Origin of the sequence: Bradyrhizobium sp. AUGA SZCCT0105, from assembly GCF_018129565.1 — a bacterium.
Taxonomy (GTDB): Bacteria; Pseudomonadota; Alphaproteobacteria; order Rhizobiales; family Xanthobacteraceae; genus Bradyrhizobium.
This window is the reverse complement of record NZ_JAFCMK010000015.1, coordinates 63,652-86,980: the sequence shown is the minus strand read 5'-3', so window position 1 is coordinate 86,980 and position 23,329 is coordinate 63,652. Positions and strand designations below refer to the sequence as shown.

Sequence of the window (23,329 nt, the reverse complement as noted above, 5' to 3'; positions counted from 1 at the left end):
CCTGCCAGGGCGTCGCCCCTTTTCCCGGATCAGGTCACGCACCGACGATGCGCGGTGGCGCTACCGCACCACGCCCGACGTGAACCCCGCCTTGCGGCGCGGCGGCTTGATCTCCTTCTTCAGGAAGCAACGCGCGTCGCGGCCGGCATAGCCGGGCCGGGCATAGGTCCAGGCGCGGCACTTGTTGTCGGCGGTGCAGGCGGCCTGGCAGGCCTCGTCACCGTCGCTGCTCTTCAGCTCGAAATTCTTGTAGTCGCCGCCGAGGCGGTCGATCGAGGTTTCGATGGCGCCGTTGCGCGGTTCGACCACGCCCGCGCCACGCACCCCGGAGACGCAGCAGACGTCCTGCACCCGCGCCGGCACGCTGTTCTTCAGCCAGCACACCGCGCCATTGTTGGCGTCGGTCGGATAGTTGAAGCTCCAGGCGCGGCAGCGGCGGTCGCGCTCGCAGGTGAGCGCGCAATCGGCGGGATCGCCTGATGTCACCGGCGCATTCAGGTAGTCGCCGCCGGGACGGTCGAAATTGGTCTGCGCCAATGCCGGGCGTGCGACGAAAGCGGCCGCAAAAACCGCAAACACCACCATCCACGCCCTAAAGAGGCGACCTATCCCCATGACATTGCTTTCAAATTCGCACAGCCCCGCGCACTCCACGGGGCGTCATTTGAACGCCATGAACCTGTACGGCTGATGAACGGCGGGTGCGACACCACCGCCGTCCGCGCGCGTTGCGGACCCGAATTCAGGCTGAGCGGGGACTAGAACGCGTACTCCTGATAGGCCGGTTCCACCGAGCCCTTCCACGGACCGTTGAACTTCTCGAGCATCTCCTCCGCCGGCGAGCGGCCGGTCTCGATGATGCGCTCGAGCGGTTCGAGGAAGCGGCTCTCGTCGCGTCCGAGATGATCGATCCGGCCACGCCGCCGCAATCCGGCATGCGACAGGATCAGGCACTCCTTGGCGATCTCGAACAGATAGCGGTCCTTGATCCGCGCCTTGAAGCCGAAACGCGGCACGTCGTCGCGCAGCGCCTGCCGCTCCGGCGCGGTCCAGTGCCGGACGATGTCCCAGGCGGCATCGAGGCTGTCATTGTCGTAGAGCAGCCCGACCCAGAACGCCGGCAGCGCCGGCAGCCGGCCCCACGGCACGCCGTCGGCGCCGCGCATTTCAAGATAACGCTTCAGCCGCACCTCGGGGAAGATCGTCGACAGGTGATTGGCCCAGTCCGACAGGGTCGGACGCTCGCCGGGGATGGCGGCATTCTTGCCGGCGAAGAAATCGCGGAACGATGAGCCGGAGACGTCGATATATTCCTCGCCGCGCTTGACGAAATACATCGGAACGTCGAGCGCGTAATCGACATAGCGCTCGAAGCCCATGCCATCCTCGAATGCGAACGGAATCATGCCAGAGCGCGCATTGTCGGTGTCGCGCCAGATCTCGGAGCGGAACGACAGAAAACCGTTGGGCTTGCCTTCGGTGAAGGGCGAGTTGGCGAACAAGGCGGTCGCGATCGGCTGCAGCGCCAGCGACACCCGCAGCTTCTTCACCATGTCGGCTTCGGAGGAGAAGTCGAGATTGGTCTGCACCGTGCAGGTCCGGAACATCATGTCGAGGCCGTATTTGCCGACCTTCGGCATGTAATTTCTCATGATCTTGTAGCGGCCCTTCGGCATCGCCGGGATCTGCGCCCGCGACCAGGACGGCGTCATGCCGAGGCCGAGGAAGCCGATGCCGAGCGGGGTCGCGATCTCCCGCACCTGCGCCAGATGCGCCATCAGCTCCGACTGGGTCTGATGCACGGTCTCGACCGGCGCGCCCGACAATTCGAACTGCCCGCCCGGCTCGAGCGAAATCGCGCCGCCGCCGGTGACGTCATAGAGCCCGATGATGTTGCCGCGCTCCATGATCGGCTCCCAGCCGAGCAACAGCTTCATGCCCTCGAGCAGCGCGCCGATGCCCTTCGCGCCTTCATAGGGCACGGGGTGATGGCCCTCGAGCGTGAACGGGGTCTTCTCGTGCTCGGTGCCGATCCGGAATTCGGACTCGGGCTTCACGCCGGCTTCAATCCACGCCACGAGCTCGTCGCGCGACTGCAGCGGCGTCATGTCGATCTGGTCACGCGCCATAGAAAATCCAACTCAAGGGCGCTTCGATCGAAGGCGCGCGGTGGCAGGGACATCCGTGGGCCACAACGGCCGCGGATGATGGGGTCAGGAATATCATCGGGCAGGTACGCCGTCTCGCGCCGGCGCGGCCTTGGTATCGCTCTTTGCATCGACCTTGGTGTCACCTTTGGCGTCACCGCAGGAGCAGCCCAGACGGTCGAGCAGACCGCACAGCCTGGCCGCGTCGGCATCGGACAATTTCGAGCCGACATGCTTGTCGATCGCCGAGGAATAGGCGCTCCACATCTTCTTCTGGAGCTCGCGACCGGCCTCGGTGATCTCGACGAACTGGCCGCGCTTGTCGATCTTGCATTCGCGGCGGGCCGCTAGCCCTTCGTCGACCAGCTTGTCGATCAGCCGCGAGGTCGAATATTGCGGGATCAGCATCTGCCGCTCGAGCTCGACCGGGCGCAGCTCGCCCGACGGCGCGCGCGACAGCTCGAGCAAGGCGTCATACCAGGCGAGCGGCGGGAAGCCGGCCTTCTTCAAATCCTGCTCGACGCAGTCCAGCACCCGGCTCGGCACCCGCATCAGGCGGATCCAGGCGGCCGTCGCCTCGCTCGATAGCTTGCGTTTCATCGTCTAGCCCATATGGTCCCGGAACCGAGTGTACCGCACTGAATGCATCTGCATCAATCTTGACTATTTCATGCAGGTGCATGTAGGCAATCCCTCTCCGGACGCCAAGAACAAGGGAAGGAATACCCCCATGAAGCTTTATTACTCCCCCGGTGCCTGCTCCCTCTCCCCCCACATCGCCCTGCTCGAGGCCGGCCTGCCCTACGACCTGGTCAAGGTCGATCTGCGCGCCAAGAAGCTCGAAAACGGCGACGATTTCCTGCAAGTGAACCCCAAGGGCCAGGTGCCCGCGCTGGCGCTGGATACCGGCGAGATGGTCACCGAAGGGCCGATCATCATCCAGATGATCGCCGACAAGGTCGCCGACAGGAAGCTGGCACCGGCGCGGGACTCCAACGAGCGCTACAAGCTGCTCGAATGGCTGAACTACATCACGACCGAGCTGCACAAGAATCTCGGCCCGATGTTCTCGCCCGCGCTCGCCGACGACGCCAAGGCGTTCTTCAAGGACCGCGCCATGGGCAAATTCAAGTATGTCGAGAGCCAGCTCGCCGGGCGCGAATACCTGATGGGCAACCAGTTCACGGTCGCCGACGGCTATCTCTTCACCATGATCATGTGGGCCACCGACCGGCTGGGCTTCGATCTCTCCGGCCTGCCGAATGTGATGGCCTACAAGGCCCGCGTCGCCGCGCGCCCGAAGGTACAGGAAGCACTGAAGAAGGAAGGCCTGCTGAAGGCTGCCTGAGCTTTCGCGCCAGTTTCATCAGACGTGAAAGGGCCGGATCAAGGATCCGGCCCTTTTTTCTACGCGCGACCTAAGAGGTCGCGGCAAGCATCACCGCGCTGCAACGAGATTCGGCGCGGCTGCTCGACGAACGCGGCCAGCTCACCGCGTCGATCGCGCATGTTGCGCCGCAAGATATCGATCAGCTCAAGCTGGGCGCATCAGCGGTGCTGCGCTTCACCAACTTCAACCAGCGCACCACGGGAGAAATGAGCGGTGCAAACTTTCGGCACGCGCTGGAACAAATCAGATTTGATCCGCATTGTACCGATTAAGACTAAGTCGGTGTACTTCCGGCTGAGGGCGTTCTTGTCCTTGTTCGAGCGATCCAACTGACCGACTATGACCTGCGGCGCGCCCTCCGCTCCAACTGGTCTAAAAATGTGACGATCGCCTTTACGGTTTTGTTGACCAGTACGCTCGTCGGGCTGGCAACCAGTTTGTACTTTCGGGTTTGGACCTTGATGCTGGTGTCGCCGCTGGTCGCGGTGCTCGCGGCAATCGTGCTCCAATCCGACGGCTATGCCTTTGCCACCGGCGCTCCGATCGTCGTCGCCTGCCTCGTATTCAACCAGATCGCCTATCTCACCGGCGCTGTGCTCTCGCCGGGCCATGACGGCTCAATGGCGGAAGAAGTCGACGGCATTCCACGCGGCCGCCGCGAGCACAAGGTCCACGGCCAGAAAGAATAGCACCAGGCCGAACCAGGAAGGACCTTTGCCCCGCAAGCGCAGCGGATTTCCTCGTCGCGGCGGTGAGAGCAAGACGGAATGCTTGCCCGCGGCCTCAGCGGCACCTTCCTTGAGCATAGAATGCATTGCAGGACACCCCAACCCTGATCGTCATCTTTGGTGATCGTCTTGGCGATCGACCAGCAAGAGTGATGCCAGCAGCATGGTGCCAGTGGGGAGCAAGCGTGGCGGGACTTTGACCTGCGCGACCGTCACGCAACAGGATCAAGTCGGATCGATGACCGGCTTGATCCTGTGCGAACTGGCTCAGAACGTAACGACGCCTACGCCGCCTGCTTCTTCGGCGGGAAACGGCCGTAGAAGGTCTCGCCCTTGGCCGCCATCTCCTCGAGCAGCTTCGGCGGCGTGAAGCGCGAACCGTATTTCTTCTCGAAGGCGTGGCAGAGCACAACGAAATTCTTGGTACCCATGAAGTCGATGTAGGACAGCGCACCGCCGGTGAACGGCGCGAAGCCGAAGCCGAGGATCGAGCCGACATCCGCCTCGCGCACGTCGGTGATGACGTGATCCTCGACGGTGCGCGCGGCTTCCACCGCCTGCACCACCAGGAAGCGCTGCTTCAATTCCTCGACGCTGAGCGTGTCGGGATCGAGCTGCTTCGGCTGCAAATCGGCCAGTCCCGGCCACAGGCTCTTCTGACCCTTGCCCTTCTCCGGATAGTCGTAGAAGCCCTTGCCGTTCTTGCGGCCGAAGCGGCCCTGCTTCTCGACCATCTCGACCATCAGCTTCTTCTGCGCCTGGTCGATCGCGTTGGGGCCAAGATCGGCCTCGGTCGCCTTGGTGATCTTGAGGCCGAGATCGAGCGCGACCTCGTCCTGCAGCGACAGCGGCCCGACCGGCATGCCGGCCATCTTGGCGGTGTTCTCGATCATCGCCGGCGGCACGCCTTCGAGCAACATCTCATTGCCCTCGGAGATGTAGCGCATCACGCAGCGATTGGCGAAGAAGCCACGGGAATCGTTCACCACAATCGGCGTCTTGCCGATCGCGCGGACATAGTCGAGCGCGGTCGCCAGCGCGACGTCGCCGGTGTTCTTGCCCAGGATGATTTCGACCAGCATCATCTTCTCGACCGGCGAGAAGAAGTGGATGCCGATGAACTTGCCCTGGTCCTTGAACTCCTCGGCCAGCGAATTGATCGGCAGGGTCGAGGTGTTGGAGGCGAAGATCGCGCCCGGCTTCAGCAGCGGCTGCGCCTTGGCATAGGTGTCGGCCTTGACCTTGCGGTCCTCGAACACGGCCTCGATGACGAGGTCGCAGTCCGAGATCACGTTGTAGTCCGCCGTGGCCGAGATGCGCGCGAGGATGGCGTCGCCCGCCTCCTGCTTCATCCGGCCCTTCGCGACCAGGCCGTCGACCACGGTCTTGGCGTGGCCCTTGCCCTTGTCGGCGCTGTCCTGGTCGCGGTCGACCAGCACGACGTCGATGCCGGCCTGCGCCGAGACATAGCCGACGCTGGCGCCCATGAAGCCGGCGCCGATCACGGCGAGCTTCTTCACCTTGGTCGGCGGCACGCCTGCCGGGCGGCGCGCGCCCTTGTTGAGCTCCTGCATCGACAGGAACAGCGAGCGGATCATCGCGGCGGCTTCCTTCGAGCGCAGGACCTTCGTGAAGTAGCGCGACTCGACCCGCAGCGCGGCGTCGATCGGCAATTGCAGCCCTTCATAGACGCAGCTCATGATGGCGCGCGCGGCCGGATAATTGTCGTAGGTCTCGCGGCGATAGATCGCGTTGCCGGCCGGGAACATCTGCATGCCCATCTTGGAGAAGACGGGGCCGCCGGGCAGCTTGAAGCCCTTCTCGTCCCACGGCGCGACGGCCTTGCCACCGCCCTTGATCCAGTCCTTCGCGGCCTTGATCAGATCGGCCGCGGGCACGACGGCGTGAATCAGATTGAGCGCCTTGGCGCGGGTCAGATTGACCGCCTCGCCCTTGAGCAGCAATTGCATCGCGTCCTGCGGCGACACCAGGCGCGGCACACGCTGGGTGCCGCCGGCGCCCGGGAACAGGCCGACCTTGATCTCGGGCAGGCCGAGGCGAGTCTTGGGGTTCTCGGCCGCGACGCGGTAGTGGCAGGCCAGCGTGATCTCGAAACCGCCGCCGAGCGCGAGGCCGTTGATCGCGGCGACCCACGGCTTGCCCGAGGTCTCGATCGCGCGGAACGACTGCGACATCTGGCGGCTCTGCTCGAACAGCATCTGGTTCGCGGCTTCCTCGCCCTTCTCCTTGAAGAGCTGCGCGTAGCTGCGGTTCATGCCCTCGAGCATCGAAAGGTCGGCGCCGGCGCAGAACGCCTCCTTGGCCGACGTGATCACGACGCCCTTGATCGCGGCATCGCTGGTCGTCTGCTTGATGATCTCGCCGATCTCTTGCGTCGAGACCTCATCGAACACGTTCATCGAACGGCCCGGGATGTCCCAGGTGACGAGCGCAATGCCGTCGGCGTCGACGTCGAACTTGAAATTCTTGTAAGCCATCTTTTGCTCCCTCGGTGCCGGCGGCCGATCTCAGGCGCGGCGGTTGCGTCTCGATCTCGTAGGGTGGGTTAGCGAAGCGTAACCCACCATCTCTCTCGCGGTGACATGGTGGGTTACGCCTTCGGCTAACCCACCCTACGCAGCAGCGTTACACGCGCTCGATGATGGTGGCGGTGCCCATGCCGCCGCCGATGCACAGCGTCACCAGCGCCGTCTCCTTGTTGGTGCGTTCGAGCTCGTCGAGCACGGTGCCGAGGATCATCGCGCCGGTCGCGCCGAGCGGATGGCCGAGCGCGATCGCGCCGCCATTGACGTTGATCTTGGCGTTGTCGATGTCGAAGGCCTGGATGTAGCGCAGCACGACCGAAGCAAAGGCCTCGTTGAGCTCGAACAGGTCGATGTCCGACTTCTTCATGCCGGAACGCTCGAACAGCTTTTCGGTGACGTCGACCGGGCCGGTCAGCATCATCGCCGGCTCCGAGCCGATATTGGCGAAGGCGCGGATCCTGGCACGCGGCTTCAGCCCGTGTTTGGCTCCTGCCTCCTTGCTGCCGAGCAGCACCGCGCCGGCGCCGTCGACGATGCCGGAGGAATTGCCGGCGTGATGCACGTAATTGACCTTCTCGACCTCGGGATGCGACTGGATCGCCACCGCGTCGAAGCCGGCCATCGCCGCCATCGCCGCGAAGGACGGCTGCAGCTGCGCCAGCGACTGCATCGTCGTGGTCGGGCGCATGTGCTCGTCCTTGGCGAGGATGGTCAGGCCGTTGATGTCCTTGACCGGCACCACCGACTTGTTGAAGCGACCTTCGTCCCAGGCCTTGGCCGCACGCTGCTGGCTCTGCACGGCGTAGGCGTCGACGTCGTCGCGCGAAAAACCGTATTTGGTCGCGATCAGATCGGCCGAGATGCCCTGCGGCATGAAATAGGCCGGCACCGCCATCGAGGGATCCATCGGCCAGGCGCCGCCGGAGGCGCCGATGCCGACGCGGCTCATCGATTCCGCGCCGCCGCCGATCACGAGCTCATGCTGGCCGCTCATGATCTGGGCCGCGGCGAAGTTCACGGCATCGAGGCCGGAGGCGCAGAAGCGGCTGATCTGCACGCCCGGCACCTTCTCGCCGAGGCCGGCCTTCAGCGCGGCGAAGCGGGCGATGTCGGAGCCGGCCTCGCCGACCGGATCGACCACGCCGAGGATGACGTCGTCGACGGAGTCCTCGGGCAGATTGTTGCGCTCCTTGAGCGACGTCAGCGGCACCGTGGCGAGCGCCAGCGCGGTGACCTCGTGGAGCGCGCCATCGGCCTTGCCGCGGCCGCGCGGAGTACGAACGTGATCGTAGATGTATGCCTCAGGCATGACGCCCTCCTTGATATGAGGATCATAATATATACGGAAGGAAGCGCCGCCGCACGGGTGCGGCGGCAATTTTCAAGGCTTTCTTGTTTGACGCGTTTTCTTCATGCGAACCGGTATCCACTTCGCTGGAAAACGCTTCAGAACGCTTCCGCGGCCAATTCCATCGTGGTGGCGCTGCCGCTCTGGATCCGGGCCAGATGCACGGCGGTCTCGGGCAGCAGCCGCTCCATGAAGAAGCGGCCGGTCACGAGCTTGGTGTTGAGGTAAGGCGTGGTGCCGGCGGCGGCCTTGTCCTGCGCCACCTTGGCCATCTTCGCCCACATGTAGCCGAGCGCGACGAGGCCGAACAATTTCATGAAATCGGTCGCCGCGGCGCCGGCATTGTCAGGCTTGGTCAGCGCGTTCTGCATCAGCCAGCCGGTGGCCTGCTGCAGATGGCCGAGCGCGGTGGAGAGCGGGGTGATGAACGGTTTCATCGCCTCGTCGGCGCCATGCTCCTTGGCGAAGGCGGTGACCTCGCCGAAGAACGCCATCGCGGCACGGCCGCCGTCGCGCGGCAGCTTGCGGCCGACGAGGTCGAGCGCCTGGATGCCGTTGGCACCCTCGTAGATCATCGCGATGCGGGCATCGCGCACGAACTGCTCCATGCCATGCTCGGCGATATAGCCGTGGCCGCCGAACATCTGCTGCGCCGAGACCGTGTTGGCGAAGCCGGTGTCGGTCAGAACGCCCTTCAGCACCGGCGTCATCAGGCCCATGTGGTCGTCGGCGGCCTGGCGATCCTTCGGGTCGTTGGAGCGGTGCGCAACGTCGCTCTTCAGCGCGGTCCACACCACCATGGCGCGCGCCGCCTCGTTGAAGGCGCGGATGGTGAGCAGCGTGCGGCGCACGTCGGGATGCACGATGATCGGATCGGCCGGCTTGTCGGCGGCCTTGACGCCGGTCAGCGCGCGGCCCTGCAGGCGCTCGCGCGCATAGGCGACCGCGTTCTGATAGGCGACCTCGGACTGCGCGAGGCCCTGCACCGCGACGCCGAGGCGAGCCTCGTTCATCATCACGAACATGCCCTGCATGCCCTTGTTCTCTTCGCCGATCAGCCAGCCGGTGGCGTTGTCGTAGTTCATCACACAGGTGGAATTGCCGTGGATGCCCATCTTGTGCTCGATCGAGCCGCAGGTGACGCCGTTGCGCTGGCCGAGCGAGCCGTCGGCATTGACCAGCACCTTGGGAACGACGAACAGCGAGACGCCCTTGATGCCGGCCGGCGCGCCTTCGATGCGGGCCAGCACGAGATGGATGATGTTGTCGGCGAGGTCGTGCTCGCCGGCGGAGATGAAGATCTTGGTGCCCGTGATCTTGAAGCTGCCGTCGGCCTGGCGCACCGCCTTGGTGCGGAGCAGACCGAGATCGGTGCCGCACTGCGGCTCGGTCAGGTTCATCGTGCCGGTCCACTCGCCGGCAACCATCTTCGGCACGTAGGTCTTCTTCTGCTCGGGGGTGCCGTGCACCAGGAGCGCGGCGGTCGCGCCCATGGTCAGCCCGCCATACATCGAGAACGCCATGTTGGCGGAGATCTGGAATTCGTTGACCGCCTGCGAGAGCGTCACCGGCAGGCCCTGGCCGCCAAATTCAGTCGGCGCCGACAGGCCGAGCCAGCCGCCTTCGGCGACCTGCTTGAAGGCTTCCTTGAAGCCCTTCGGCGTGGTGACGCTGCCGTCGTCATTACGCTTGCAGCCTTCGAGATCGCCCGTGCGATTGAGCGGCTGCAACACCTCTTCGCTGAGCTTGGCGGCTTCGCCGAGGATCGCCTCGCGCACATCGGCCGACGCATCGGTGAAGCCGGGAAGATTGCCGTAGCGGTCGATCTGGAAAACGTCGTTCAACAGGAAGCTGACGTCTTCGACGGGGGCTTTGTAGGTCGGCATGCTGATCTCCCGGCTGGCTCGCGGTCGCACGCGCGACCGATGCTGCGCAGCCTGTCCTTGGGTTTGTTGGAACGGACCTTATCCGGTTCGGAAGGTCCGCGGCAGGTCCTAGCGAGACTGTGATTGCGACGTTGCGCCGCTCTGCTTCATCAACTCCTCGCCCATCATCCGATGCAGCAGGTTGATCGCCTTGAGCGGACGCACCATCACCTTGAAATGCGTGATCCGGCCGTCACCGTCGAATGTGATGATGTCGACGCCGTTGAGCTTGATGCCTTCGATCTCGTTCTCGAACTCGAGCACCGCGCCGGTGTCGTTACGCCACTCGCCGAGATACTTGAAGGTCGGGCCGCCGAGCACCTTGGCGGCGCTGGTGAGGTATTTGAAGGTGATGTCGCGGCCGCGCTGCGGCGTGTGCACGACCGGGCTTTCGAACACCGCGTCGGGATGCAGCAGATCCCACAGAGCGACGGTGTCGTGGGACTTCATGTAGGCGTACCACTTGTCGAGGCCCGGCTTGCTCATTCGGACGTCTCCTGCGGCGGGGGGTTGAGGGGCCTGAACATCGGCCGCGCGCGACAAGGCGGCACGCCGATCACCATATGCATATTGACGCATATGCACAGTTGCGCATAAAGTCAAGCGAACTTCAGAATGGCCTTCCTGGGAACTGAGATGGAGGTGGGCGTTGGCACTCGGTGACGCAATCCTCGCATGCCTCACGGAACGTCCGATGACGGGCTATGAGCTCGCCAAGACGTTCGACGCCTCGATCGGCTTCTTCTGGAAGGCCGACCATCAACAGATCTACCGCGAGCTCTCCCGGCTGCGCGACAAGGGCCATGTCCAGGGCCGCGAGGTGGTGCAATCCGGCAAGCCGAACAAGCTGGTCTACACGCTGACGGCCGAGGGCCGCGCCGCGCTGAAGCACTGGGCGGCGCGGCCGAGCGTTCCGCCCTCGATCAAGGACGACCTGCTGGTCCGGCTCTATGCGCTCGACTGCGTCGACATCGAGCCGCTGCGCACCGACCTGATGGCGCGACTGGAGCATCACCGCGACCGCTACGAGCGCTACGGGCGTCTGCTCAACAAGCGCTTCCCCGACGGCACCGCGCCGCCGGCCGATGTCGGCAAGATGCTCAGTCTGCGCCTCGGGATGCGCCATGAGCACATGGTGGTGGAGTGGTGCGAGGAGGCGCTCGACGCGCTCTCGGCGATGTCCGGTCGCGGCAATGTGCTGTCGCTCGACGACGGCAAGCGCGAAGGCAACGGCTAGAAACAATCTCAGGTCATGCTTTGCGCATGCCGGCACGCGACGCGGAATCCGCTTTGCCGGAAAGCGATAGGCGTGTCCTGATCCGGCGCAACAGGTTCCCGGATTCCCTAACTTTAAGGCCCGCCGGCCGCATTCCTTAACCCGTTATTTACCGTGACGGGAAAAAGTCAGCAGCTGAAGCAGACGACCAGCGCAGAATTCGATTGTCTCTTAACGGGAATGCGCGGGGAGGCTGCGGGCGCAGGGTGTAGCGCCGGAGTCGGGACCGGACGGAATCATGAATTCGCGCGTATCGTGGAGTGTTGATGGCATCGATCCCTCCGTCCGCGACAGGGCCGAGGCGGCTGCGCGCCGCGCCGGCATGTCGCTGAACGACTGGCTCAATTCCACCGTCGGCGAGCCGAGCCCGCCGGATTGGCGGACGGCGCCCGAGCAACGGCAGCCGATGCCGAGCCGGGAAAGCCGCGAGGTCGCCGATATCCATCAGCGGCTCGACGCGATCACCCGCCAGATCGAACAGATTGCAAAGCCAATGTCGCGCGCCGAAGCCGTGCGCGCCGAAGTGCCGCGCGGCCAGCCCGCCGTCGCACGGCAGCTGAACGACGCGATTTCGCGCCTCGATGCGCGGCTGTCGCAGATTTCGCGACCGCAGCCCACGCGCGAGCCGCAACCCCAGCCGATGCGTGAAGCGCAGATGCAGCGGGAGCCGCAGATGCAGGACCGGCAACTGGAGGAAAGGCTGCGCCAGGCGGAAGCGGTCGAGCGCGCCGCAGCCCAGGTCTACCGCCCCTCGCCGCCGCTCAGCCCGGCGTCGTTCGATTCCGCGATCGCGGAGATCGCCGCACGTCAGAACGAGCTCGACGGATCAGCGCAACGGCAGATGCCGCCGCGCAACGCTCAGCCGATGCCGCAAGCGGCTCCGCCGATGGCCGCCTATGCGCCGCCGCCGGCTGCGCCGGCCGGGCCCGATTTCTCCTCGCTCGAGCGGCACCTGCTCAAGATCACGAGCCAGATCGAGGCGCTGCAGCGGCCCGATCATATCGAGCAATCGATCGCGGCCTTCCGCGGCGAGCTTGCCGAAATCCGCCAGGCGATCACCGAGGCGATGCCGCGCCGCGCGATCGAATCGATCGAGAACGAGATCCGTTCGCTGCATCACCGGATCGACGAGATCCGCCAGGACAGCAGCAACGGCCAGGTCCAGGTGATTACCGGCATCGAACGCGCGCTGGCGGAAATCCGCGAGGCGCTGCGCACGCTGACGCCCGCCGAGCAGCTCACCGGCTATGACGAGGCGATCCGCAATCTCGGCGCCAAGCTCGACATGATCCTGCGCGCCAACGACGATCCGTCGACGGTGCATCAGCTCGAGAGCGCGATCGCCGCGCTGCGCGCCATCGTCTCCAACGTCGCCTCCAACGACGCGCTGCTGCAGCTCTCCGGGGACGTGCATGCGCTGGCCGCGAAGGTCGACCAGCTGTCGCAGATGTCGCGCGCCGAGTCCCACGTCGATGCCTTCGCCGGAATCGAGCAGCGCATCGCCGCATTGGCGTCGACGCTGGAGACCCGCGAGCGGCCGGTCGCTGGCTACGACAATACCGACGCCATCGAGGGCGCCCTGCGCTCGCTGTCGGAGCGGATCGACCGCCTGCAGGTCGGCAACGACAGCTCGTCGGCGTTCACCCATCTCGAGCAGCGCGTCTCGTATCTGCTCGAACGCCTGGAGTCCGCCGACCAGCGCTCCGGCAATCTCGGCCGGGTCGAGGAAGGGCTGCATGACATCATGCGGCACCTCGAGGCGCAGCACGCCCATATCGCCTCGCTCGCCGACGCCACCCGCAACAACGTCAGCAGCTCCTCGCCGCAGCCGATGATGGACAGCGGCATCGTCGACCTGGTGAAGCGCGAACTGTCCGACATCCGCTTCAGCCAGTCGGAGACCGATCGCCGCACCCAGGATTCGCTGGAGACCGTTCACAACACGCTCGGCCATGTCGTCGATCGGCTGGCGATGATCGAGAACGATCTGCGCGCGGTCCGCACCGCGCCGCCGGCTCCGCCCGCCCCTGCTTATGCCGAACCGCGGATGGAAGCACCGCGGATGGAGATGCCGCGCGCGGCGATGCCGCAGCCGACCGCGCAGCCTGAATCATACAAGGCTGAATCATATAAGCCTGAATCGTACCGGCCTGAATCGTACAGGCCCGAATTGCCCAATCCTGCGCTGGCGCAGGAGCACTTCATGTCCGCGCCGCGCGAATTCCATGCCGCGCAGCCGGTCGAGACCGCGCCGCCGCCGCTGCCGCCGCTGCCGCCGCGCGCGATCAGCGAGATCCTCGAGCCGCATGCCGCCTCCGCGCGCGCCGCGATCGCGCCGGATCTGCCGCCGGATCATCCGCTCGAGCCGGGCACGCGCCCTACGGGCCGCGCGTCGTCGCCGTCGGAGCGGATCGCGGATTCCGAACGCGCGATCAGCGATCTACCCGCCGGCAAGAAGGAGCCGGTCTCGACCTCGAGCTTCATCGCCGCCGCGCGCCGCGCCGCGCAGGCCGCCGCCGCACAGCCCGTCAACGACAAGGCCGCGCGCGCCGCGAGCAAGGCCGCCGCCAAGGCCAAGGAGAAGGCCGACAAGGCTGCGAAGGCCGCTGCCGGCAAGGCCGGCGTGCCCGCGACTGGTGCGGCGGCGACTGGCGCGCCGGAGGCCCAGCCTTCGACCATCACCTCCAAGATCCGATCGCTGCTGGTCGGCGCGAGCGTGGTCGTGATCCTGCTCTCGACCGCCAAGATGGCGATGAACCTGCTCGATACCAGCTCCGCGCCGCAGACGCCGGCGATCGAGCACAGCGAGCCGGCCGCGCCGCCCGTGCAGCTGCCTGCCGAGAACTCTGTCGTCCCAACGCCGGCTGCGCCGTCCGGCACGCCCGGGCCGTCGATGACCTCGCCGACGCCGCTCGGCCGCCAGTCCAACAATACGGCCGCGCCTAACACGCTCGACAGCGCGCAGGTGACGATCCCTCAAGCGCCCGCGCCCGTCGCGGCGCCGGAGCCGGCTGCGGCACCGATCGCCGCCGCCAGTGATATCACCGGCACGATTCCGACCGCACCGCCGCTCGGCGGCAAGCTTGCCATGGTCCAAATTCCGGCGGGCGAGAAGCTGCCCGACGCGATCGGCGGTCCGGCGCTGCGCACGGCCGCGATCAGGGGCGATGCGGCCGCGGCCTATGAGGTCGGCGTCCGCTTTGCCGAAGGCAAGGGCGTGCCCGCCAATGTCGACGAAGCTGCCAAATGGTATGGCCGCGCGGCACAGGCCGGCGTGGTGCCCGCGATGTTCCGGCTCGGCACGTTCTACGAGAAGGGTCTGAGCGTGAAGCGCGATTTCGATGTCGCACGGCGCTATTACGTGCAGGCCGCCGAGCGCGGCAATGCCAAGGCGATGCACAATCTCGCGGTGCTCGACGCCGATGGCGGCGGCAAGGGCGCCGATTACAAGAGCGCCGCGCAGTGGTTCCGTAAGGCGGCCGATCGCGGCGTCGCCGACAGCCAGGTCAACCTCGGCATCCTCTATGCCCGCGGCATCGGGGTCGAACAGAACCTCGCCGAGTCGTTCAAGTGGTTCAGCCTCGCGGCTGCACAGGGCGACGCCGACGCCGGCCACAAGCGCGACGATATCGCCAAGCGCCTCGACCCGCAGTCGCTGGCCGCAGCGAAGCTTGCGATCCAGACCTTTACCCCCGAGCCGCAGCCGAGCGATGCGGTCAACGTGCCGGCCCCGGCCGGCGGCTGGGACGGCGCGCCCGTGCAGCCCGCGGCGGCGAAGTCCGTCAAGCAACCGTCGAAGCGGACCGCGGCGCTGGCCGCACACTAATCGCACTCATTTGAAAGCTGCTGCGGCGCCTTGACGGCGCCGCTGTCCTATCCCTCCGCCCTTTCGCCGTGTAGATAGGCGCAAACCCCGCGCCAACGGCGCACGCGCTCCGGAGGGTCAGGCTTGTCTGTCGACGATCGTCAGGATGATGGAACAGGCCATCGTTCGTCGCCGACCGGTCCCCGCGTCGCGCCGCCGCGTCAGACGCCGTCGCCATTTGCCGCGCCTCCTCCCAAGGCTCGGCCTTCTCCTCGGCCTCCGCCCCCGCAAGGGCAAGGACAAGAGAACGTGGCATCGCCGCCCGGCACGTTCCGGTTCTCGCTCTTGTCCGTCATCATCTTCGTGCTGCTGTTGTCGAGCGTCGCCATTCAGGCCTATCGCGACCTGTCGAAGCCCGGCGCGTGGGACTTCTGGCGCGAGACCTACATCGCGGCGAGCATGAATTCGGCGGTGATTCCCGACGTCGACATCGACGGGTCGGGCCGCGGCCGGCGTGCGCTTGCGATCAGCGGCACGATCGGCTCGGCCAGCGCGAGCTGGTTCCGCGACCGGCTCAGCGAGGCGCGTCTCGTCCCTGGTGACGCCGTGCTGCTGTCGTCGCAGGGCGGTGCGCTGAACCAGGCCGCGATCATGGGCGAGGTCATCCGCACCCATGGGCTCGTCACCGCCGTCGCCACATCAGACGCCTCGGGCAAGCTCCGCGCCGCCGCCTGTGCCAGCGCCTGTGTGCTGGTCTATGCCGGCGGCCAGACCCGCTATGGCATCGCGGGCTCACGGCTCGGCGTGCATCGCTTCACGACCAGCGCACCGGTCAGCGATCCCCTCGCCGAGGCGCAACGCATCCAGGGCATGGTGCTGGGCTACATGACCAAGATGGGCGTCTCGTCCGGGATCGTGGAAGCGATGTCGCAGACCTCGGATATCCGCTGGCTGAGCCCGAAGGAAGCGCTCGCGCTGAACCTGATCACCAGGCCGGTCGATCGGCCCTGAAGCATGATCCGGAAAAGTGCGGAGCGGTTTTCCGAAAAGATCATGCTCAAACCAGCCGACACCGGCGTCATTAATCTGAATTATCAACCACGTCCGGAGCCGAGCGGCCACGTGCGGCGAAAAATGCCATCGAGAGCGGATTCTTTAGTCCCTCCCCTCGCCGATTTCGGTTATGCAAGAACGCGGCAATCGACCCGCGTTCGCCTGCTTCTTGCGCGCCGACCGGATTCGTTCAGCCGGAGAATGCCCGACCAGAACGACATCACGCCGTGATGCGGCCTTGCGCCCCAGCATGTGGCGAACCGACAAGAAGCGACGCGCGTGCAGCTCTACCTCCCGATCGCCGACATTCCGGTCAATGTCTTCCTCATCCTGGCGATGGGCGCGGCGGTTGGCTTCGTCTCCGGCATGTTCGGGATCGGCGGCGGCTTCCTGATGACGCCGCTGCTGATCTTCGTCGGCATCGCGCCCGCGGTCGCGGTTGCCTCGGTGGCGAGCCACATCGCGGCCTCCTCATTCTCCGGCGCGATCTCCTATTGGCGCCGGCGCGCGATCGACCCGCTGCTGGCGGCGGTGCTGCTGGTCGGCGGCACGATCGGCACCGCGCTCGGGGTGTGGACCTTCACCTTCCTGCGTTCGCTCGGCCAGCTCGACCTGATGATCGCGCTGTCCTACGTCATCCTGCTGACCACGGTCGGCGGGCTGATGTTCTGGGAAGGCCTGCGCGCGATGCTGCGTTCCCGGCGCGGCGGCCCGGTCACGCTGCGCAAGCCCGGCAGCCATGGCTGGATTCACGGCCTGCCGCTGAAGCTGCGCTTCAAGCGCTCCAAGATCTACCTCTCGGTCATCCCGGTCGTCGTGGTCGGGCTCGTGATCGGCTTCATCGGTGCGGTGATGGGCATCGGCGGCGGCTTCATCCTGGTGCCGCTGATGATCTATGTGCTGCGGGTGCCGACCTCGACCGTGATCGGCACCTCGATGGTGCTCACCCTCGTCACCATGGTGTTCGCGACCATGCTGCACGCGGTGACCAACCATCTGGTCGACGCCGTGCTGGCGCTGATCCTGATGATCGGCGGTGTCACCGGCGCGCAGTTCGGCGCCCGTGCCGGCCAGAAGATCCGCGGCGAGCATCTGCGGCTCTTGCTCGGCCTGCTCGTGCTCGCGGTCGGCATCCGCTTTGCGGTCGAGCTGGTGATCCGGCCGCAGGACCTGTTCAGCATCCGCGAAACCGGCGGAGCCCCGCCATGAGGCTGCGCGCGGCGCTTGCGATCATCGGCCTCGCCGCCAGCCTGGTGGCCACACCCGCGCGCGCCGAGCGGCTGATCGTGTCGGTCTCCAACCACCGCGTCACCGTGACGCCGAACTATTCCGGCGGCGAGCTCGTGCTGTTCGGCTCGGTCGAGAAGGACGACAAGACGCCGTCCAATCGCGGCAATTACGATCTCGTCGTCACGGTGGCCGGTCCGCGCGCCGACATGGTGACGCGGCGCAAGGAGCGCAAATTCGGGATCTGGATCAACACCGACTCGCGCCAGTTCCTGCAGGTACCGGGCTATCTCGCGCTGTTCTCCAATCGTCCGTTCGAGCAGATCGCCTCGCCGGAGGTGCAACGGCGGCAACAGCTCGGCCTCAACAACGTGCTGCTGATGCAGCGGGTCGGGCCCGACTTTGCCGACGTAGTGCCGAACGACCCGTTCCGCAGCGCCTTCGTCCGGCTGCGCTCCGAACACGGGCTGTACCGCGAAGCCACCTCGGCGGTGACGTTCCTGACCCCGACCTTGTTTCGCACCGGCATTCCGCTGCCGGCGGAGGTGCCGATCGGCACCTACAATGTCGAGATCAAGCTGTTCTCCGACGGCGCGCTGGTGACCAAGACCGAGACCGCCTTCGAGATCGTCAAGGTCGGCTTCGAGCAGTTCGTCGCCACCACCGCGCGGCAGAACGGCCTGGTCTACGGCCTCGTCACCGCTTTCATGGCGCTGATGACCGGCTGGATGGCCTCGATCGTGTTCCGCAAGGATTGATTTAGAGCGTTTTCGAGCGAAGTGGATACCGGTTCGCGTGAAGAAAACGCGTCAAAACAAGAATCTAGAGCCCGTTCCGATTCATTCGGAACGGGGCTCTAGTCACGCATCTGCTGCAACGCGCTTTCGAACGCTCCGCTCAGGATCGAGAGGCCAAGATCGATCTCGTCATCGCTGATCGTCAGCGGCGGAGCGATGCGAAAGACGCTGCCCATGCCGGGCAACTGCACGATGTTGGTGCTCAGTCCGAGCTCCAGGCAACGCTGCGACACCAGCGTGCCGAGCGCTTCGTCGGGCTCCTTGCTGAAGCGGTCGCGCACGATCTCGATGCCCTGCATCAGCCCTCGGCCGCGGACGTCGCCGATACATTCGAACCGGTTCTGAAGCGCGAGCAGCCCATCCCTCAGCCGCGCGCCTGCGATCCCCGCGCGCTCGGCCAATCGGTCGCGAAGGATGATCTCGATGACCTTCAGCCCGACCGCGGCCGGCATCGGGTCCGACACATGCGTCGTGTAGAACAGGAAGCCCCGCTCGTGACAGCGCTCCTCGATTTCCGCTGACGTGACCACCGCGGCCAATGGCAGCCCGGCGCCGAGCGTCTTCGACAAGGTCAGGATATCGGGCACGACGCCGTCACGCTCGAAGGCGAACATGGCGCCGGTTCGCCCGAGCCCGGTCTGCGCCTCGTCGACGATCAGCAGCATGCCGCGCGCGCGGCACAGCTCCTTCAGCGCGGCGAGATAGCCCTCCGGCAGATCGATCAACCCGCCGGAGCTCAGGATCGGCTCGGCGATCATGCAGGCAAGCGAGCCGGTCGATTGGCGGTCGACGAGATCGAAGGCGTAGGCCAGTTCGGCCCGCCAGTCGGCCGCATTGCCGAAGCGGGGCCGATAGGGGTTCGGCGTTGGGATCGCGAGCGAGCCGACCGGCGCCGGACCATAGCCCTTGCGGCCGGCCGAATAGGTCGCCCCGGCTGCACCCGATGTCATGCCGTGCCAGGACTGCGCGAACGCGACGGTCTCGAAGCGGCCGGTGGCGAGCTTGGCCATCTTGATGGCCGCCTCGTTCGACTCAGCCCCCGTGCTCAGCAGCAAGGCGCGATCGAGCCCCGGTGGCAAGAGCTCCGCGAGCTGTTCGGCGAGCGCGACGACCGGACGCGTCAGCATGCCGCTGAACAGATGGTCGAGCCGCTCGGCATGCTCGCCGATGGTCTTGACGATCTCCGGGTGACCGTGACCAAGCACGGCGCTCATCTGCCCGGACGTGAAATCCAGGATGGCGCGGCCGTCGGCGTCATAGACGAAGGATCCGGAGGCGCGCTCGATGATGACGGGAGCGAACGTCCCGCCATAGCGGATGAGGTGACGCCGCGCGCGATCCCAGAAGGATTTGTCGTCGTTTCCGGCCATGCCCGTTTCCTTGCTGCTCGGTCGCCGCGATGAACGACCTTTGCAGCGCATCTTATGCATCCCACACAGCAATGACATTGCGATTTGAGATGCAATTTGCCCGTGCTTCTGCAATCAATTGCGCAAAAGACGGCAAATGCGAAAGAAATGGGAACTACGATCGTGATCGACGAGATGGACCGGAAAATCCTCGACGTGCTGCAGGTCGAGGGGCGCATCACCAATCTCGAGCTGGCCGAGCGGATCGGCCTCTCGTCGGCCCCCTGTATGAGACGCGTCCGGACCCTGGAAGAGACCGGCGTCATCAATTCCTATGTGGCATTGGTGGACCCTGCGCGAATTGGACTCGGGTTCGACGTGATCGTCGAACTCCGCCTCAAGCAGCAGAACAGGGAATCCTTCGCGCGTTTCGAGAAAAAGGTGATCGACCTTCCGGAGGTCGTCGAATGCTGCATGATTGCCGGCGACTGGGATTACGCGCTGCGGGTCGTGTCCTCAGATCTCGCAAGCTATCAATCGTTCATCCTCGACCGCCTGATGCATCCCGACACCGATATCGCGAGCTACCGCACGACCATCATCCTGCGGAAGGTCAAATCGACGACGAAGATCGACAGCGCCCTGTTCTGAGCGCAAAGATCAAACAAGCACCCCGACCGCCATCGCGATCACGCTGAGCGCCATCGCGCCGGTCGAGAGCCAGCCGAGCCAGTAGAGCCACCCGCCGATCACGAAGCGTCCCATGACCGCCTTGTGGCGGGCCATGACCATCAGCAGAACCATCACCGGCACCGCGAGCACGCCGTTGACGACCGCGCTCCAGTACAGCGCCGAGATCGGATCGATCGGCGTGAAGTTGAGCGCGATGCCGATACCGCCCGACAGCGCCAGCACCGAATAGAACGCCATCGCCTCCTTCGGCTTGCGTGCCAGTCCGACCGGCCATCGCCGGCCCTCGCCGACGGCATACGCCGTCGCGCCTGCGAGCACCGGGATCGCCAGCAGGCCCGTGCCGACGATGCCGAGCGCGAAGATCACCTCGGCAAAGGGACCGGCGATCGGGCGCAACGCCTCGGCGGCCTGCGCCGAGGTCTGGATATCGGTCTTGCCGGCAGCATGCAGCGATGCGGCGGCGGTGACGATGATCGACAGCGCGATCAGGTTGGAGAACGCCATGCCGGTGACGGTGTCGGCACGGATGCGGGAAAACTCCTTCCGTACGCCGTAAGCTTTCTCGATCAACGGATGCTTGGTGACGTCGACCCGCTGCTCCTCCGCCTCCTGCGAGGCCTGCCAGAAGAACAGATAGGGCGAGATAGTTGTGCCGAAGATCGCCACGATGGTGGTGAAATAATCGGAGCTCCAGGTCAGGCGCGGAACGAGCACGCCCGCCAGCGCCTGCATCCAGGACACCTTGGCGAAGGCGAGCGCCGCGACATAGGCGAACAGGCTGAGCGTCAGCCATTTCAGGACGGCGACGTAGCGCCGGTAGTTCATGAAGATCTGGGCGGCGACCGAGGTCACGCCGAACAGCACGACATAGAGGATGGCCGGACCGCCGATCAGGAGCTTGGTCGCGTCCGCCATGGCCGACAGGTCGGCGGCGATGTTGACGGTGTTGGCGATGAACAGCAGCGTCACCACGATGATCAGCAGCCAGCCTGGATAATGCCGGCAGACATTGCCCGATATGCCGTGCCCGGTGACACGGCCGACCCGCGCCGAGATTTCCTGGATCGCGGTCATCAGCGGGAAGGTCAGCAGCATGGTCCAGCCGATGCCGTAACCGAGTTGCGCGCCGGCCTGGCTGTAGGTGCCGATGCCCGAAGGATCGTCGTCGGAGGCGCCGGTGATCAGGCCGGGGCCGAGCGACTTCACGATGCGCTTGAAACTGAACGGCTCGCGCCGCGGCTTTGCCGGCGGCGCATCTTCATCCTTGTCGTGTCGCGAGATCGTCTCTTGCCGCGTCATGTCCGGTTCCAGCCGTCTGACAACGGGCCGGATGCCGCCAAGGTTCCTGGGATGAAACCTATCCCTCGATGTCCGTGGCGACGCCGGGCGCGAGGATGCGCAGACGGCGGCCGAAGCCGAGCGTATCGAAGCTCGCGCGCAGGTCACTCGCGTTCTGCCGGAAATGCGCCCAGCCGTCGGTATGAACGGGCACGATGACTGCGTCCGCAAAGGCGCGCGCGGTCTCGATGGTGTCGTTGGTGTCCATGGTGAGATGGAACGGGCCGCGCGTCTGTGCAGCACCGGCGAACGGCAGCACCACGCCGCAAGTAAAGCGCCGCGCGACCTCGGCGACACCGTCGAACCAGGTGGTGTCGCCGCTGACATAGACCGGACGGCCGGGCTTCGCCGGCTCCAGGACGAAACCGATGACGTCGCCGGACAACGGCTCGATACCTGCGGGCCCGTGCCGCGCGGGCGTCGCAGTGACGGCGAGCGTCCGGCCGCCCTTCATCAGGGTGGTCGAGGCCCAGGGCGCAAAACCCTCGGCGTTGCCGCCAAGCCGCTTGGCACCGGCCTCCGTCGTCAGCACGCGCTTCGCCTCTTTAAGGAAATCCCGTCCGGAATGGTCGAGATTGTCAGAATGCTGGTCATGGCTCAGCAGCACCGCATCGATCTCGCCGACGTCGCCCGCGCTGAGCGCGGGCCCCGTCAGCTTCTCCAGCTTCACATGCGGCAGTTGATAGTCGCCGGGCGCATCGAAGGTCGGATCGGTGAGCAGGCGGAACCCGTCGATCTCGATCAGGGCGGTTGGGCCTCCGATCAGGGTGATGGTGATGCTCACGTCACACTCCTCTTGGGCGAAGCCGCGGCGGGGCGGGTCACCAGGTAAATGCCGAGCGCGACCGGAATGATCCCGAGCAAATCGCGAAATTCGACATGCTCGCCGAGCACGAGATAGGCGAACAGCATGCCGAGCGGCGGCATCAGGAAGTGATAGGCGCTTGCAGCGGTCGCGCCACACACTTTCAGGAGATGAAACCAGAGCAGATAGGCGAGGATTGAACCGCCGAGCACGAGGAAGGCGAAGGCGCCGGCGAGCCGCATGCTGGGCACGATGTCACTAACGCTGGAGAGCGTGAGGGCGAACGGCATCACCGCAAGGCCACCGGCGATGTTCTGGATGCCGTTGCCGATCCACAGGCTGCCCTTCGGCGCCAGCAGCTTGAACAACACGGTGCCGGCGACGATCGAGGCAAGCGAGGCCAATGTGAAGAGTATGCCGTGCGGGCTATCGGTGCCGACCTTCATGCGATGCCAGACGATGAACGCGACGCCGACGATGCCGAGCAGGAGGCCCACCACCTTGCGCAAGGTCATGCTCTCGCCGAGGAACATCGCCGCCAGCATGGCGGTGAATACCGGGTTGGCCGACACGATTAGCGCGCCGAGGCCGGCGGAGACCGTCTTCAGGCCGGTATAGCCAAGCCCGAGATAGAGCGCGTTATTGGCGACGCCGAGCACGGCGAACACCGCCGCGTCACGCCAGGTGAGATCCCATTGATCCCGGCGCAGCAAGGAGATGCCGAGGATCAGGACTCCAGCGAGCGAGAATCGCGCGGCGAGCAGGATCAGCGGCGGACAATCGGTGACGCCGATCTTGCCGGCGACGAAGGCGTAGCTCCAGAGCAGGCAGAACAGGGCGATCAGCAGCGGCAGAGTGTTGAAGCGGGTGCGGGGGACGGACATCGAGGTTGCGGCGGACAT

General features: G+C 65.6%; 20 protein-coding genes. 9 read left to right on the top strand and 11 right to left on the bottom strand.

All coding sequences use genetic code 11. The features are described 5' to 3' along the window. Positions 1–60 precede the first annotated feature (60 nt). The 3 genes from JQ573_RS37360 to JQ573_RS37350 form a co-directional block, all read right to left on the bottom strand. Entirely contained in the window at positions 61–585 is a 525-nt protein-coding gene (locus JQ573_RS37360) for a PAN domain-containing protein (RefSeq protein ID WP_212319897.1), read from the bottom strand. A gap of 173 nt (positions 586–758) precedes the next feature. After that, positions 759–2,129: a glutamate--cysteine ligase gene (locus JQ573_RS37355; protein WP_212319895.1), complete on the bottom strand. Its 1,371-nt coding sequence runs from the start codon at positions 2,127–2,129 to the stop codon at positions 759–761. A 93-nt stretch (positions 2,130–2,222) separates the two neighbouring features. Continuing rightward, entirely contained in the window at positions 2,223–2,747 is a 525-nt protein-coding gene (locus JQ573_RS37350; RefSeq protein ID WP_212319893.1) for a MarR family winged helix-turn-helix transcriptional regulator, read from the bottom strand. A gap of 130 nt (positions 2,748–2,877) precedes the next feature. Between JQ573_RS37350 and gstA the strand changes: the two genes are divergently transcribed. Together gstA and JQ573_RS37340 are read left to right on the top strand one after the other, a co-directional pair. Then, positions 2,878–3,495: a glutathione transferase GstA gene (gene gstA / locus JQ573_RS37345; protein WP_212319891.1), complete on the top strand. Its 618-nt coding sequence runs from the start codon at positions 2,878–2,880 to the stop codon at positions 3,493–3,495. Positions 3,496–3,974: 479 nt separating this feature from the next. Beyond that, positions 3,975–4,226: a hypothetical protein gene (locus JQ573_RS37340; protein WP_249132706.1), complete on the top strand. Its 252-nt coding sequence runs from the start codon at positions 3,975–3,977 to the stop codon at positions 4,224–4,226. Between the two features lie 323 nt (positions 4,227–4,549). Here the strand turns inward: JQ573_RS37340 and JQ573_RS37335 are convergent, their stop codons facing one another. From JQ573_RS37335 to JQ573_RS37320, 4 genes are all read right to left on the bottom strand, one after another. Then, positions 4,550–6,763, bottom strand: coding sequence for a 3-hydroxyacyl-CoA dehydrogenase NAD-binding domain-containing protein (locus tag JQ573_RS37335; protein ID WP_212319890.1), 2,214 nt, complete (start codon positions 6,761–6,763; stop codon positions 4,550–4,552). 148 nt (positions 6,764–6,911) lie between these two features. Next, the gene (locus JQ573_RS37330; RefSeq protein WP_212319888.1) at positions 6,912–8,120 is read right to left on the bottom strand and encodes an acetyl-CoA C-acetyltransferase; all 1,209 of its coding nucleotides are present in this window, start codon (positions 8,118–8,120) and stop codon (positions 6,912–6,914) included. 137 nt (positions 8,121–8,257) lie between these two features. Then, on the bottom strand, positions 8,258–10,045 hold the full coding sequence (locus JQ573_RS37325; RefSeq protein ID WP_212319886.1) for an acyl-CoA dehydrogenase C-terminal domain-containing protein: 1,788 nt from the start codon (positions 10,043–10,045) through the stop codon (positions 8,258–8,260). Between the two features lie 108 nt (positions 10,046–10,153). After that, positions 10,154–10,570 (bottom strand): nuclear transport factor 2 family protein, encoded by a 417-nt coding sequence (locus tag JQ573_RS37320; protein WP_212319884.1) that lies wholly within the window; start codon positions 10,568–10,570, stop codon positions 10,154–10,156. 163 nt (positions 10,571–10,733) lie between these two features. Between JQ573_RS37320 and JQ573_RS37315 the strand changes: the two genes are divergently transcribed. From JQ573_RS37315 to JQ573_RS37290, 6 genes are all read left to right on the top strand, one after another. Further along, positions 10,734–11,321: a PadR family transcriptional regulator gene (locus JQ573_RS37315; RefSeq protein ID WP_212319882.1), complete on the top strand. Its 588-nt coding sequence runs from the start codon at positions 10,734–10,736 to the stop codon at positions 11,319–11,321. Positions 11,322–11,598: 277 nt separating this feature from the next. Beyond that, a complete protein-coding gene (locus JQ573_RS37310) occupies positions 11,599–15,186 on the top strand; it encodes a tetratricopeptide repeat protein (protein ID WP_212319880.1) in 3,588 nt (1,195 codons plus the stop codon). A 123-nt stretch (positions 15,187–15,309) separates the two neighbouring features. Next, entirely contained in the window at positions 15,310–16,176 is an 867-nt protein-coding gene (locus tag JQ573_RS37305) for a hypothetical protein (RefSeq protein WP_212319878.1), read from the top strand. Positions 16,177–16,179: 3 nt separating this feature from the next. After that, positions 16,180–16,449, top strand: coding sequence for a hypothetical protein (locus JQ573_RS37300; protein WP_212319876.1), 270 nt, complete (start codon positions 16,180–16,182; stop codon positions 16,447–16,449). Positions 16,450–16,497: 48 nt separating this feature from the next. Further along, positions 16,498–17,427, top strand: coding sequence for a sulfite exporter TauE/SafE family protein (locus JQ573_RS37295; RefSeq protein ID WP_176528822.1), 930 nt, complete (start codon positions 16,498–16,500; stop codon positions 17,425–17,427). After that, positions 17,424–18,203, top strand: a complete 780-nt coding sequence (locus tag JQ573_RS37290; RefSeq protein WP_212319874.1) for a TIGR02186 family protein — start codon at positions 17,424–17,426, stop codon at positions 18,201–18,203. Before JQ573_RS37295 ends, JQ573_RS37290 begins: the two co-directional genes overlap by 4 nt. Positions 18,204–18,301: 98 nt before the next feature. Here JQ573_RS37290 and JQ573_RS37285 read toward each other — a convergent pair whose 3' ends face one another. Then, complete coding sequence (locus JQ573_RS37285) at positions 18,302–19,612, bottom strand: aspartate aminotransferase family protein (protein WP_212319872.1); 1,311 nt, start codon at positions 19,610–19,612, stop codon at positions 18,302–18,304. A 147-nt stretch (positions 19,613–19,759) separates the two neighbouring features. Between JQ573_RS37285 and JQ573_RS37280 the strand changes: the two genes are divergently transcribed. Beyond that, positions 19,760–20,242: an Lrp/AsnC family transcriptional regulator gene (locus JQ573_RS37280; RefSeq protein ID WP_212319870.1), complete on the top strand. Its 483-nt coding sequence runs from the start codon at positions 19,760–19,762 to the stop codon at positions 20,240–20,242. Between the two features lie 9 nt (positions 20,243–20,251). Here JQ573_RS37280 and JQ573_RS37275 read toward each other — a convergent pair whose 3' ends face one another. The 3 genes from JQ573_RS37275 to JQ573_RS37265 are packed head-to-tail and all read right to left on the bottom strand — an operon-like array spanning position 20,252 to position 23,329. Continuing rightward, a complete protein-coding gene (locus JQ573_RS37275; protein WP_212319868.1) occupies positions 20,252–21,583 on the bottom strand; it encodes an NRAMP family divalent metal transporter in 1,332 nt (443 codons plus the stop codon). 58 nt (positions 21,584–21,641) lie between these two features. Next, a complete protein-coding gene (locus JQ573_RS37270) occupies positions 21,642–22,406 on the bottom strand; it encodes an MBL fold metallo-hydrolase (RefSeq protein WP_212319866.1) in 765 nt (254 codons plus the stop codon). Next, positions 22,403–23,329 (bottom strand): DMT family transporter, encoded by a 927-nt coding sequence (locus JQ573_RS37265; protein ID WP_212319865.1) that lies wholly within the window; start codon positions 23,327–23,329, stop codon positions 22,403–22,405. The genes JQ573_RS37270 and JQ573_RS37265 overlap by 4 nt, the downstream gene beginning before the upstream one ends.

Coding starts and splice junctions, on each gene's coding strand:
- JQ573_RS37360 (WP_212319897.1), bottom strand. CDS start 585: ATGGTGGTGTTTGCGGTTTTTGCGGCCGCTTTCGTCGCACGCCCGGCA.
- JQ573_RS37350 (WP_212319893.1), bottom strand. CDS start 2,747: ATGAAACGCAAGCTATCGAGCGAGGCGACGGCCGCCTGGATCCGCCTG.
- JQ573_RS37290 (WP_212319874.1), top strand. CDS start 17,424: ATGAGGCTGCGCGCGGCGCTTGCGATCATCGGCCTCGCCGCCAGCCTG.
- JQ573_RS37355 (WP_212319895.1), bottom strand. CDS start 2,129: ATGGCGCGTGACCAGATCGACATGACGCCGCTGCAGTCGCGCGACGAG.
- JQ573_RS37300 (WP_212319876.1), top strand. CDS start 16,180: ATGATCCGGAAAAGTGCGGAGCGGTTTTCCGAAAAGATCATGCTCAAA.
- JQ573_RS37280 (WP_212319870.1), top strand. CDS start 19,760: ATGGGAACTACGATCGTGATCGACGAGATGGACCGGAAAATCCTCGAC.
- JQ573_RS37320 (WP_212319884.1), bottom strand. CDS start 10,570: ATGAGCAAGCCGGGCCTCGACAAGTGGTACGCCTACATGAAGTCCCAC.
- JQ573_RS37285 (WP_212319872.1), bottom strand. CDS start 19,612: ATGGCCGGAAACGACGACAAATCCTTCTGGGATCGCGCGCGGCGTCAC.
- JQ573_RS37310 (WP_212319880.1), top strand. CDS start 11,599: ATGAATTCGCGCGTATCGTGGAGTGTTGATGGCATCGATCCCTCCGTC.
- gstA (WP_212319891.1), top strand. CDS start 2,878: ATGAAGCTTTATTACTCCCCCGGTGCCTGCTCCCTCTCCCCCCACATC.
- JQ573_RS37275 (WP_212319868.1), bottom strand. CDS start 21,583: ATGACGCGGCAAGAGACGATCTCGCGACACGACAAGGATGAAGATGCG.
- JQ573_RS37265 (WP_212319865.1), bottom strand. CDS start 23,329: ATGTCCGCCGCAACCTCGATGTCCGTCCCCCGCACCCGCTTCAACACT.
- JQ573_RS37325 (WP_212319886.1), bottom strand. CDS start 10,045: ATGCCGACCTACAAAGCCCCCGTCGAAGACGTCAGCTTCCTGTTGAAC.
- JQ573_RS37335 (WP_212319890.1), bottom strand. CDS start 6,763: ATGGCTTACAAGAATTTCAAGTTCGACGTCGACGCCGACGGCATTGCG.
- JQ573_RS37330 (WP_212319888.1), bottom strand. CDS start 8,120: ATGCCTGAGGCATACATCTACGATCACGTTCGTACTCCGCGCGGCCGC.